This is a genomic window from Fibrobacter sp. (assembly GCA_012523595.1).
In the GTDB taxonomy this organism is placed as follows: domain Bacteria; phylum Fibrobacterota; class Chitinivibrionia; order Chitinivibrionales; family Chitinispirillaceae; genus JAAYIG01.
The window spans coordinates 1-12,827 of the sequence record JAAYIG010000073.1 but is presented as its reverse complement, the minus strand read 5'-3'; the positions used below and the strand labels follow the sequence as shown (position 1 = coordinate 12,827).

10 protein-coding genes are annotated in these 12,827 nt (G+C 43.4%); 5 read left to right on the top strand and 5 right to left on the bottom strand.

The genetic code is table 11. The features are described from left to right. On the bottom strand, positions 1–1,138 hold a 1,138-nt coding region (locus GX089_04375; protein ID NLP01710.1), incomplete at its 3' end, for a hypothetical protein. 465 nt (positions 1,139–1,603) lie between these two features. On the opposite strand from GX089_04375, the gene GX089_04370 reads away from it, so the two are divergent. The 3 genes from GX089_04370 to wecB all read left to right on the top strand — a co-directional run bounded on the left by GX089_04370 (position 1,604) and on the right by wecB (position 3,490). Further along, positions 1,604–1,855: an antitoxin gene (locus GX089_04370; GenBank protein NLP01709.1), complete on the top strand. Its 252-nt coding sequence runs from the start codon at positions 1,604–1,606 to the stop codon at positions 1,853–1,855. Further along, a complete protein-coding gene (locus GX089_04365) occupies positions 1,855–2,244 on the top strand; it encodes a type II toxin-antitoxin system VapC family toxin (GenBank protein ID NLP01708.1) in 390 nt (129 codons plus the stop codon). The genes GX089_04370 and GX089_04365 overlap by 1 nt, the downstream gene beginning before the upstream one ends. A gap of 115 nt (positions 2,245–2,359) precedes the next feature. Then, entirely contained in the window at positions 2,360–3,490 is a 1,131-nt protein-coding gene (wecB, locus tag GX089_04360; protein ID NLP01707.1) for a UDP-N-acetylglucosamine 2-epimerase (non-hydrolyzing), read from the top strand. 342 nt (positions 3,491–3,832) lie between these two features. Here the strand turns inward: wecB and GX089_04355 are convergent, their stop codons facing one another. The 4 genes from GX089_04355 to GX089_04340 all read right to left on the bottom strand — a co-directional run bounded on the left by GX089_04355 (position 3,833) and on the right by GX089_04340 (position 10,949). After that, positions 3,833–7,348 (bottom strand): hypothetical protein, encoded by a 3,516-nt coding sequence (locus tag GX089_04355; protein ID NLP01706.1) that lies wholly within the window; start codon positions 7,346–7,348, stop codon positions 3,833–3,835. A 25-nt stretch (positions 7,349–7,373) separates the two neighbouring features. Next, positions 7,374–8,285: a hypothetical protein gene (locus GX089_04350; protein NLP01705.1), complete on the bottom strand. Its 912-nt coding sequence runs from the start codon at positions 8,283–8,285 to the stop codon at positions 7,374–7,376. 23 nt (positions 8,286–8,308) lie between these two features. After that, entirely contained in the window at positions 8,309–10,048 is a 1,740-nt protein-coding gene (locus GX089_04345) for a serine/threonine protein kinase (protein NLP01704.1), read from the bottom strand. A 331-nt stretch (positions 10,049–10,379) separates the two neighbouring features. After that, positions 10,380–10,949 (bottom strand): sugar O-acetyltransferase, encoded by a 570-nt coding sequence (locus tag GX089_04340; GenBank protein ID NLP01703.1) that lies wholly within the window; start codon positions 10,947–10,949, stop codon positions 10,380–10,382. Between the two features lie 208 nt (positions 10,950–11,157). Between GX089_04340 and GX089_04335 the strand changes: the two genes are divergently transcribed. Both GX089_04335 and GX089_04330 read left to right on the top strand, forming a co-directional pair. Then, the gene (locus GX089_04335; protein ID NLP01702.1) at positions 11,158–11,949 is read left to right on the top strand and encodes a glycosyltransferase family 2 protein; all 792 of its coding nucleotides are present in this window, start codon (positions 11,158–11,160) and stop codon (positions 11,947–11,949) included. Between the two features lie 200 nt (positions 11,950–12,149). Continuing rightward, on the top strand, positions 12,150–12,827 hold a 678-nt coding region (locus GX089_04330), incomplete at its 3' end, for a glycosyltransferase (GenBank protein ID NLP01701.1).

The window sequence follows — 12,827 nt, the reverse complement described above, 5'->3', positions numbered from 1 at the left end:
CCTCTGTGCCGTGCCGAATAACATGAAAAGCATTCTTTGGATCAAACTGTGGTGTGTCTTCCAGATTGTAAACCGCCACAGTCATGGTGTCCAGAATCCACTGCACCGGCATCAGGTCATGAAGAATAATTGCGGATAAAGTACCTGCATTATCTCGGAAAATCACATGAGTAGGCTTCATCAAACCATTGTCTTCTGTCCCATGGAAAAACAGAGATGAGCCATCATCACCTTTGCTCACAAAAAGAAGCTCGTTTGATTCATCTGAGCTTAGATACAACCCCGGATCTGATGGTATTGTGATTTTGCCGGTATCTGAATCGCCGATAAAGTTGCTGCTATCAACTTCATCACTGAATTTTTCTCCCCACAACGGGCTGTCAACCCAGTAACCGGAGTTTTCGTAACGCCATAACCCATCAAATAAGGTTCCATCCTTTGATACTTTTACTTCTCCGTAACCGCGAGACTCCGACTCATTCCATGAAACCTCGATGCTCTCTCCTTCCCACCATGAGAAAGTGAGACGTAAACCTGCCAGTTCTCCGGCAATCCTGCCGCAATCATCATACTGGCCATAGAGACCAAATACAGAATCTCCAACCTGTGTCAAAAGAATATCTCCCCATTCAGAATACCACATCCCGGTTAATTGTGCTGATGGGGAGGTGGTAGTATCTATTACAAATGCCGATTTATCTATTTTTTTACTTTTCCGCACAGCGATCCACTCCGAAGAACTCCACTCCTCGTCATCCTCATTGCACCATTTTCCATACAGACTATCTCCTGCTTTTTTAACCACAAAAAATCCGGGACCCCGGTGATGCTGTTCGGCACTATCGTATGGAAAACCATCCAGTGCAAACTCCCACCATTTAAAAGTGAAAGTATCGGCTTTCAGGGTACCTTCAAGCTGTCCGTTATTAAAGGTATATTTACCACTAATAGATTCCCCGGTCTGATCAAGGATCATCAAACCTTCTTCACCGTTCCATCCAAAAAAGCATTTCCATGTTCCTGTAAGGTCAATTGAGGGGTCATCGGGAGTATCAGATAGAGATGACGGATTATCGCAGGAAACAGAGATCAGGAGAAAGATTATTACAGGGATTGAAAAGAAATGTCTGTGTCCCATTTTACCCTTCTTAGTATTGAAAACATGTATAAAACTATGATTTTTCAAGGATTCAATAATATAAGAATGGGGGAGAGCTGTAAACAATATCTGTTTTACTATGATGTTCCACAAGGTGAGTAAGAGAAATACTGAGGTTTTAGAGTGATGTAAATAATGGAGGAGGCGGATAGTTCCCAGGTTTAAGACACACCCATATATTGGGCTTCAACTGCTTGTTTCAGGGAATCGTCATCGGTTTGGTGTTGATTTTGATATCTTTATTTCTCTAATTCCTCTGTTGAACTTCGGGTAATCTGAAAGAGGTGTATCTGATGTGAATTGTTGAGTCCTTCATTATTGTTGAATCTCAGGGATCTGTTTTCAAGTTTATCGATTATGTCTTACTGGACTATACCTTGAAACGTAATCTAAAAGACGTTATATTAATAATGACACTATATTTTGATTCACTGGAGGCATAATTTGAGTCAGATTACACTCCGGGATATTCCTGTGGAAATTGAACAGCTTATTCGGGATCTTGCCCGAAGAAGGGGCCAGAGCATCAACAAGACAGTTTTAGAATTCCTTCAGAAGGGACTTGGGCTCTCTGGTGGTGGGAAAAAAAGAAGAGATCTCTCATCATTGGCGGGTACCTGGGATGAAAGGGAATTTGCTGAATTCGAGGAGAACATAAAGATATTTGAGCAGATTGACAGTGAGATGTGGAAATAATGAATATCTGTATCGATACCAATGCATATTCCGAGTTTAAAAGGGGTAAGTTGGAAGTAGTTTCTCTGTTTGAAGAAGCATCAAATATAATTGTTCCTACGATAGTAATAGGGGAGTTATACGCAGGCTTTTACATTGGAACTCAGTCCAGCCGTAATATCAGGGAACTTCAGGAATTTTTAGATCAGGTTGGGTTAGAACTGAAGGCTCCTGATAACGAAATCGCTGAACGGTACGGAATCATTGTCTCTGATCTTAAAAAGAAGGGTACCCCAATTCCAACAAATGATATCTGGATTGCAGCAACTGCACTTGAGACCGGTTCAAGATTAGTGACTTATGATAATCATTTTGATTTGATCCCAGGGTTGATAATCCTTTCACCCTGACCTGTGGCTAAAATAACATATCAGAAGACTGCTTTCTCCGGGGTCGGCATAAAGATCCGGGAAAAAGGTATTTTTCAATAGTCAGATTAATGGAATCTCAGGTAAAGGCAGAAAAATGGCAAAAATCATTCTGGTTGCGGGTGCCCGTCCCAATTTCATGAAAATCGCACCTGTATTAAGGGCAATAGAAAAGAAAAATTCATCGATACAACCGGTTCTGGTTCACACCGGGCAGCATTATGATCACAAAATGTCAAGTGCTTTTTTCGATGAGCTTGGAATCCGTGAGCCGGATTATAATCTTGAGGCAGGATCTGCCTCGCATGCGGTTCAGACTGCCAATATAATGACCAGATTTGAAGAGGTCTGTCTTAAAGAGAAACCTGACATAGTCGTGGTAGTCGGTGATGTAAACTCGACAATTGCTGCGGCCCTGGTAGCAAAAAAGCTCAATATCGGCCTGTCACATATCGAAGCCGGACTCCGCTCACGCGACAGTACCATGCCTGAGGAGATAAACAGGATAGCTACAGACGCGATTTCCGATCTCTTTTTTACAACTGAGCCGGAGGGCACAGAAAATCTCCTTTCGGAAGGTCATCCGGAAAACCGTATCCATTTCGTGGGTCATGTGATGATCGACAACCTTTTTTATCAGCTGCAAAGATTATCCGACAATACTGTGAGTGAATCTGTAAGGAGACTCAAAGATCTCCTGCCGGAGCAGTATGTGTGTATGACAATGCACCGCCCCTCAAATGTCGATAATCCTGAGGTACTGCGTCAACTGATGAATGCGGTACAGAATATTTCCGGTAAAGTCCCTGTTATCTTCCCATGTCACCCAAGAACCAGGAAAAACATCGCTGAATTCAATATCGATATTGAGACAGTTTCACCTGAAAAGCAGAAGAAAATATCCAATGGGCTGATCATGATGGATCCTCTGGGTTATAATGAATTTCTTTCTCTCTGGAGTGGCTCAAGCGTGGTTTTAACCGATAGCGGCGGGCTGCAGGAAGAAACTACAGCTCTTAAAATTCCATGTGTCACGATGCGGGAGAATACGGAAAGACCCGTTACAGTAAGTACTGGTTCCAATGTAATTGCAGGTGCAAATCCGGAAAAGATAACAGGGTATGTAAATGATGCACTCGAGAAGAGATGGAAAGAGTGCGGGGTACCGGATTTGTGGGATGGGAGGGCGAGTGAAAGGATTGTTGATGTTTTAGAGAACTACAAATGACAGCCGGTGGCTGTTAGTCTCATTTTAATAAACACCCTATGTCAAGCTTAAAATGTTTGTTTTCAGGGTCGGTACCGGAATCGAAATTCACACCTCGTCGCTTCATGTAAAGTCGCAATCGTTTTATAACGAATCGGATGACACCTGCTGTATTAATTTCAATTGAATGACAACATCAGATAATTATAGTAGTCGCTTTAGAAGTGTCCTGATTTCCCTTTTTAATGAAAGTTGGGCTAAGAAGTATGAACAAAGCCCGCAGGGGCACTTTGTGCTTACAGAGGACAAGAGACAGAGGGGAGAGGAAAGATCAGAGGTTTACCCTCTGATCTTCCATTACCACTATCTGTAATCGTTCCCGTTATCATCAATTCTAACCGTGCAGACCGACTGGTCTTTCCGAATATATGCGATTTTTTTATTTGAAACCTCAGTCAAGACGAAATTGATGATTTCAAAGCCTTCAATAAGGTCATCATCAAGTGTCTTGAACTCCATATTCGCGGATGGACTGTTGCCGCGTGGAATTGTCACACAATGACAGGGATTACTTATTGTGTAATCACTCCCTTCGGTGGCAGTGGAAGTGGAATCGGCCTTATAATACACTATCAGGTCCGACTCAAGATTCCCTTCGACTCTGACAGTGATCGTATAGGTTGCAGGCCACTCATTACCACCCACATAGGTACCGTTGAACATGACAGGGATTTCATTAGGAGTAACATTGTAACGAAAACTGGTTATTTCACCCGGCTGTACAATGTCTGAGTTGGAACTCAGATCGATTCTGATAAATCCTCTGTCCTCAGGGATTGTATCATCAACTATACTGATTACCAATTCCCGCTCTGTAGTGCCTTGTGCAATAATCAGCGTGTCAGACCCGTTATTAACCCTGTAGTCGTAACCAGATATCATGTTGCTGTCTGTAACGGAGAGTTGAAGCACCACCGGAATATCCAGCGGCTTATCGAGTTTTACCTTTACTTTTACCTCAGGCACGGCTTCGGAACCGGATGAATCCTCGATGGTAAATGAATAAAATGCAGCCACATCACCATCATCGTGAATGGTCAGGGTGAAATCCTGATTATCCCTGGAAACCGTGAATGGATCATCGGAAACCAGTTTCAGTATTACAGTCTCATCCTGCTCCTGGAGCTGATCCTGCCTGATATGGATCTTTATCTCAGCCTGCACATCACCAGGATCAAAGGTCACCCTGTAATAATTGTTGTCTAAAGTAAAATCTTTCCCGGCGGTGGCAGTACTGCTCTCATCCAGCACACAGATAAACTCAACTTTCTTCTCAACCGGTCTTGACAGTTTAATAATGACCGGATAGGTGGTGTCTGTCTCCACTACTGCGGCCTCAGTTTCATTGAAATAGAACAAAACTATGTCATTGTCTATAATCTCTCCATAGAATACCTTGTTAGATTCGGTTCTGAATTTAACAGAATCAGGTTCCGTTACCCTTATTTCGAATCTTTCGGTGACTTCCGGTATCGAGTCATCAAATATCTCCGGATTCAGAACCGCGACCGTATCCCCGGCATCGAATACAAATTTCCCGCTCAGTGGAGAGCTTATATCAGAGCTGTCTGCAGCATCATTTGTTGCAGGAAATGAAATTGTATATGGAATAGACACTCTGGACTCCAATGCCGGTGTCATGATCAGCTTTACCGGATCCCATTGAGAAGCTCCCTCTTTGAATGTCGCGTGTATGTTCTCCCATCTCAGGAAAGCGACTATCTCTTTCATGACAAGGATATCTGTAACAATAGAATCCATCATGCCGCAACTGTCTTTCACAGTCACCTTCAGTTGTTGTACTATGGTATCGGCACGTTCTGCTGTCCATTGCACAAGGCTGTCGGATCCCTTGAGAATGGTCTTTACTATCTTTCCATTGCTGTCCAGAAAGTATGCGGCATACTCGAAAGGTTTTGTACCTGTAAGAGGAACCTCCCTGAGAGTCACATTTATCGATTTACCGATATAAACAGTATCCGGGAAATCATCCTCAGATGTAAGGAACTTGACCGGTACAGCCACAATCCCCTTGACCACGATCACAAAACTCTTCTCTATGGATTCAAACCCGTCAGTAGCTCTTATAACAGCATCATAAAAACCGACATCGGACAACTGAGGAGTCCAGGAGACTTTTCCTTCTCCTGCATTCAGAATAACAGACTTTCCGGTACTGTCGATTATGGTCATGATGACAAAAAGAGAGTCGTTATCAGGATCTGATACTGATATATCAAAGACTGACTCTTTGCCTGTTGTGATAACCGAATAGGAGGGTGTATTGATCCATACGGGCAGCCGGTTGTGCTTTACAAAAAGGGTGTCTTTGGTTGAATACCCTGCACTGTCGGTGGCGTCGATGTAAATCGGTGTGCTCTCTGCACCGTGTGCAATAAAAACCTTTGTGCTGTAATAGAGATCATCACTTTTCTTGCTGACTTTTTTCCCGTTTACAGTCACTGTTAGTTTGCTGTTGTCTACAATGTCCAGTTCAAGGAGCATGGAATCGGTTCGGCTTATATAGTTTGTTTCAACCGGTTCCCCGTTGCATCGCTTGCCTCTTATCTGAGGCGCGGTGGTGTCTACAAATTCCGGATTATAGAAAACATAAAAATCGGTCTCTGCCAGTCTCGTTCCGGTTGTCTGGGAATCTGGGAATACAATAAGCGATATGTGATTGGTGCGGTTGGGGAGGTTGATGTTAATGGAAAAAACGGGGTTATCCTGCATAATCCGGATTTTTTTCTGATCCGCACCGTTGTTCTTTACAAGGAGGTACAATTTGCTGTATTGATCAAAGTTGCCGATATTGCCCAGCAAATTCAACTTAGTGGAAGAAGTCTGCATACTGTCAACAGGGTAGAGTACATTTATGACCGGAAGAATCTTCACGTAATGGATAAAAAACGATCTGCTGAAATTACGGTTAAGATTGTCAGTCACGGAGATATCGAGCTTAACCGGTTTTGTAATTGTGTCGAGACCTTTTAAATTATAATTGAGCACGAAAAGTTCACCCATCCTGAGACTGTCGCTGAATGCTTTCCCATTTACCCTTGCACTCTTCAGACGCTGTGCCCCGGAAACCTCAAGGCTGAATTTAAAAGACGATGTGGTTGAATATACGGAATCGGAAAGGACCGAATCATTTATGCATACAACCTTAAGTTCAGCCTGGTCTGAATTAACAATTGAGAAAAATACAGAGGGGGAACGGTGCTTCTTCAGATCCTCAACGTACAGTTCACCGACCTGGCTTGTAAATGATGATGTAATTCCGATTTTTACGGAAGGACTGTACTCCCTTATTACGATACCGTTGTGAAAATCCCATACATAAATTACCTGGTCTCCAACCGGCTTTGTGCTCAGACGAATCGAATCTCCGATCCCGCCTTTTATTCCAGCCTGATGCAGGGGAGATTTTACATACACTTCGCGGCTGTCCGTAACAACCGTTCCGTCATTTTTGTAAGATATCACCTGAATACTTTGCCGGCCGGTGTCGAAAAATGAAACTGAAAATGAAAAGCTATGTTTTGATTGAAATTTGCTTTCCGGTACAACCGTATCAGGACCAAACAGACGGTTTTTGTCGATATGGAGTTTAAAGCTGTCCAGATGCTCCCTTAAATAGAGATTGACTTTGACATTGTATGTGGAGAATATTTTTACAGTGTCACGAGAACCAAGGCTGCTGTCAGCAATCTTCGCCATCGCCCTCTCTTTATCCAGAAATGGATTGGTGAGATTCGTGCATGTAAAAAACAGACACGCCAGTACGCAAAAAACATGTAAATAATTCAATCTTTTCATAAATCTAACCTGCTCTGGATAAGATTTAAAATGCAAAGGACAGTGCGAACCCTCCCAGGGCAATTACTGCACCACAAGCACCGCTTACACATCGCACCATCACCCGGTTTCTGTCACTTTTTGCACTCTCCCAGTCCCTGGATGTGTATACCTGCATCTCTATTTCGTCAAGCACAGACAAATCTTTCAACTTCTGATCAGCACTCTTGTATCTGGTCTTGTAGTACCATGCGGTTGCAGTACCCGATGCCAGTGCTGCGGCAAGGCTCGTGTAACGCAATACCCGGATTCTTACTTGAGATCTGTTTTCCGGTTTTTCACTGACCAGTTTTACCTGTTTGTTCATCGTGTCGGAACTGACCTCAGCCAGTTGATCCGGTTCAGGAATCTTCACCTCAGGTGCAGCAACAAGTCCGTAAGAAAAAGCTTTATTGGCCTGCACCTCAAGTTTTTCACCCTTGATAGTTACATCCGCTTTACCGTTGCTGCTGAAAAGAGAATTGTTGATTTTAAAGTGCTCAGTCTGAGATTTAATACCGTAAACCGAATAACGTACGACACATTGTGTAAAATCGGTCCCGATTGCAGTTTCGTAAATATCTATTCCGTTCCAGTCATAAGGTGCCGCATCGATACTTGAAGATTCATTCCATTGACGGTCGTTTTTGGAAGTGAACACGACATTTTTGTCAGTTTCTCCCTTTACATAAAGAGTCCCCTGAACATGCATCCCTGTAAAGCCTTCAAACAGCAACACCGTCCCTGCATCGATAGTAACCGTTGATCCCGGAGAGACATAGATATCAGCTACTACGAGATAGGGTCTCTCAGATGACAGGCGTTCAGGAAGTGAACCGCTTAACTCTACAAAATCCTGAGCAAAAATGCTGCTGAATATGGATAAGACGGTACCTGTTAACCCGAATAAGTATTTCATGAAACTCTCTCCATTTGACTGTGCTATTGAATGGATGAACTGATTCTGCGAATCTCCCTGTCAGCCTTGACATAATAAGGATGCGACACATTGGAACGATAGGCATACTTGACTTCATACCAGGCCTCCATGGCAGCCTGCCCGGACTGCTCCTGGGGAAACCTGTCATATTCTGAGGCCAGAATACATGCTTTAAGGTACAAAAATCTGTTCCTGAGCTCTGTAGATGAGAGCCGGCCCGATGGTACACGCAGGGCTTTCTCTGCTTCTGCCATGGCAGCTTTTAACTGATCCTTTTTAAACAGTATCTCTGCATGCAAAAGATGATACTCACCATCATTTAGTGAATTCTCATGAACCATTCCTTCGGCAGAAGAAATTTCTCCTTCTTTTATCAGAATGCTTATTTTATCCAGAATCAATTCCGGGGTTACAGCAGCCTTTTCTTCTGCTTTTTCTTTTACTATGCTTTCTACTGCAGGGGCAGGTTCTCTCTTCTGAACTTTTGATACCTCTTTTTTAATCTGCGGTTTTGGCTTTTGTGGAGTAGTTTTTACCGGAACAGTACCTGAGCTGGAAACTGCACGGGATTTAATTGTTTCTTCAGGCTGTTTGCTTCTATCGACCTGATTTATGTTTTGTCTACTGTCAATCTTTGATGAGACGGGAACAGACTTTACATCTTTGGCCTTTGATGATCTGTCGGATTTACTGATGCCTGTAATCAGAAAAACAGCAATGAACAGGATGCAGACGCCTGACAGTACCGGAATGAGGAGTTTTTTGAGATCCCTCTCTTTTTTAAGCTCCATTTTCCCGCCCTCAAGAAAACCGGATATGATTTTGTGGGGTTGAAGATCGGTACTTTTCCAGTAAACCTTCTGTAACTCCTCCATAAGCTCAAATGCGCTCTGGAAACGTTTTTCCGGATCCTTCTGCATCAGTTTTTCAACTAAGCTTCTGGCCTTTTGGGAAATGTTTACATCGAGACAATCCAGTGGAACAAAATCATCGGCTTTCCGTTTCTGTATCAGTTTTTCGCGAGTGTCGGCCGGGAATGCTTTCTGGCCGGAATAAAGCTCGTAAAGGAGGACTCCGAGGGAGTAAAGGTCACTTCTTGGATCAACGGTTTTTGATTCCAGTTGTTCCGGTGCCATGTATTGCAAAGAGCCTATAACAGAACTGCCTTCTGAGTGGTTTGTGTTGTTTGAAGGAAGGGCAATTCCAAAGTCCATCAATTTGACAACTCCGGAATCGGATATCATGATATTTGCCGGTTTGATATCGCAGTGTACTACACCTCTGTATGTGGCGCCTGAGAGATTGTAGAGGTGGTTATGCGCATAAATAAGAGCACGGCAGATACAGAGGGCGATTGCAGATACTACGATTTCCGGAAAAGCACCTCGCAGATTGATAAGGGTTTTAAGATCATGCCCTGTGATCAGCTCTGTTTCCATGTATGGCAAGCCATTCCATTTGCCGGCACTGTAGATCTCAACGATATTCGGGTGTTTGAGCTTGGCGGTTATTTTAATCTCCTGCTCAAAGCGGCTGAGAGATTTTTCGGTCTGGACCAGACGCCACAGCTTTACAGCCCTGAAAACTTCAAGTTGGGGATTCCAGATTTTGTATACAACCGACGCGCCTCCTTTGCCCAGTGTTGATTTTACAACTCCGGAGGCAATCATTTCCGGTTCAGGCAGTTCAACCGGCAGCATTTCACTTTCTGACAGTGAAACGGTCTCGGACAACTCATCCATTGCAAGAGATCCTATTCTATAATATCAGTCCAGACATCATAAATAAATTAAGGTATTCCAAGTTGCCCTGGGTGAATTTTTTTGAACAAAAATGAGTTTATAAGCAACAAACGGGCCCAATTTATCCATTCTATCATATCTTCTTTTCGGCCACAAGCATTAATGATGCTGAACAGGAAAAGAGAAGAGTAAGTCAGGGGAGGGGAATCCGAATTTTTAGCCCTGAAAGGGGAGGAGTGGGGGAAATTGATTTGCAAGCTTTGTTTCAGATGTTTAAAACGCAGAGAGCGCTTCACCGGAGTTATTTGCAGAGGCGCTGATTCTTAATTTTTTATTTATTCATCAAACTATAGATAACCCTGCACGGATTCCCTGCCGCAAAAACATCCTCCGGTATATCCTTTACTACCACACTTCCAGCCCCTATAACACTCCTGTTTCCAATACTGACTCCCGGGCAGATCACCGCAGCTCCACCAACCCAAACATCATCACCGATTGTTACCGGTTTCCCGAACTCCAGCCACGAGGCTCTCTGCCTGTGATTCATCGGGTGAGTGGCAGTATAAATCTGTACTCCAGGCCCGAAAAGGCACATCTTCCCGATTGTCACCTGCATCACATCGAGCACCACGCAATTGAAATTAAAAAACACATTTTCACCTGTTTTGATATTATACCCGTAATCGCAATAAAAGGGCGGCTGGATCCAGAGCCCTTTTCCGGCATGGGGGAGAAGCTCTTTTAAAATCCGGCTGCGCTCCTCAGGCTGATCCTCCCCTGAATCATTCAGAGCCTTTATTAAAAGCCTTGCCTTGAGCCGTTCCTCTGAAAGCTCAGGATCACGGGGATCGTACAGAGAGCCGGATAACATGAGGGATTTCTGGGATTGAGGGATCATCTATAATTCTCCTTATAAAGTGGATCTATTAAGACCGAAGCATTACCGGAACCCTGCAATCAGGAAAATATGATTGGGGACAGACTGCTTTTTTGTTTTTATAATCGCTTAAGCAGGTTGAGCAGTAAATCACCTTCATTGGTACTGTGATTTATTATTTTTCAACAAATTAACTCAATCCTTAAAAAAGGCATCTTCTGGATTTCCAATGGAATTAATCTCCGGTGTAGTCATCACCCTCAATGAAGAAAAAAACATCAAAGCATGTCTGGAATCCCTCAAACCTTTCTGTGACGAAATCGTTGTGGTGGACTCTTTCAGTACTGATAAAACCCTGGAGATCGCTTCCCGCTACACATCCAGAATATTCAAGCGCAAACCGGATAAGATAATCGAACAGATAAACTATGCCACAGGTCTGGCATCCCACAAGTGGGTATTCTTCCTGGATGCTGACGAGCGAGTTACACCATCACTGGCAGAGAAGATAAATACCATGAAAAGGGACGGCTTTACTGCTGATTCCTACACAGTGAACCGGTTGAACTACTATGTAAATGGTTTTTTCAAATACTGCGGATGGTACCCTGATACAAAGATCCGGTTATTTGACCGCACAAAAGGCTCATGGGGTGGGGAAGAGCCACATTACAAAGTGGTGATGAACAGGGATGCATCAACGATGCATCTTAAAAAGGATATCATTCATTTCACCTATCGTGATCTCACCCATCAGATAGAAAAGATGAACAGGTTTTCCTCCCAGTCAGCAGGCAGTAAGCCGGACAGGAGTGATTTTACTATACTTCTGCATCTTATCCTGAACCCGCTTGTCCGTTTTGTTAAATGTTTCTTTTTTCAAGGCGGTTTTCTTGCAGGACCAAAAGGGTTGATCAACTCGGTTATAGTGTCGTTTTATGTGTTTGCCAAGTATGCCAAAATGTGGGAGAAAAAGCACGCAAGAAATCCAGATCCGGAATCTGGAATGAATGAGTGGTAGATTTCTTTTTAACTATTTTTCAGGAAACATTATACTGTTCGGAGCGCTTGTACTGATAAGGTATATGGTAGAAGATGAGATTTTTTTATAGTACAGGACACTTAAAACTAACTGATAGCGGTACATGAAAGCATAAATGATATTACTGCACTGTAAATTTTTCAGTGCACAAGCCTTTAAGAAAGAATGGAGCTGGACTGATGAAAATTAGCGGGTTCTCCTTTGCGCGCAATGCCCAGAAACTCTACTATCCTGTTGCAGAGTCGATTAAATCGATTCTTCCTGTCTGTGATGAATTTATCATTGCTATCGGCAAGGGTGATGATGATGACAGGACCAGGGAGATCGTTGCAGAAATCAATGATCCCAGGGTGCGTATTATCGACACTGAATGGACTGACAGAGAGAAGCTCAAGGGGCATATTCACGGCCAGCAGACCAATATCGCCCTCAAAGAGTGTTCCGGGGACTGGTGTTTCTATGTTCAGGCTGATGAAGTGGTGCATGAGAAATATCTCCCTGTAATTCAAAAGAGATGTGAAGAACTTTTAAATGATTCTGAAGTCGAAGGGCTGCTCTTCAAGTACAAACACTTCTGGGGAGACTACGATCATTACTATGTCAGTCACGCGTGGTACCCACGGGAGATCAGAATTATCAAGAATCATCTGGGGATAGAATCCTGGGAGAGTGCGCAGTCATTCCGGAGAAACGGTCAGAAGATAAGAGTTGCGAATGTGGATGCAGAGATCTTCCATTACGGATGGGTCCGTCCTCCCTCACTTATGTACTCCAAGACAAAGGAGATGTGTACAACTCACTGGGGGAAAAAACGGGCAGACGCGGCATTTGCTGATGAGAAAAAAAGTTTCAACTAT

Coding starts and splice junctions, on each gene's coding strand:
- GX089_04365 (NLP01708.1), top strand. CDS start 1,855: ATGAATATCTGTATCGATACCAATGCATATTCCGAGTTTAAAAGGGGT.
- wecB (NLP01707.1), top strand. CDS start 2,360: ATGGCAAAAATCATTCTGGTTGCGGGTGCCCGTCCCAATTTCATGAAA.
- GX089_04355 (NLP01706.1), bottom strand. CDS start 7,348: ATGAAAAGATTGAATTATTTACATGTTTTTTGCGTACTGGCGTGTCTG.
- GX089_04350 (NLP01705.1), bottom strand. CDS start 8,285: ATGAAATACTTATTCGGGTTAACAGGTACCGTCTTATCCATATTCAGC.
- GX089_04345 (NLP01704.1), bottom strand. CDS start 10,048: ATGGATGAGTTGTCCGAGACCGTTTCACTGTCAGAAAGTGAAATGCTG.
- GX089_04340 (NLP01703.1), bottom strand. CDS start 10,949: ATGATCCCTCAATCCCAGAAATCCCTCATGTTATCCGGCTCTCTGTAC.
- GX089_04335 (NLP01702.1), top strand. CDS start 11,158: ATGGAATTAATCTCCGGTGTAGTCATCACCCTCAATGAAGAAAAAAAC.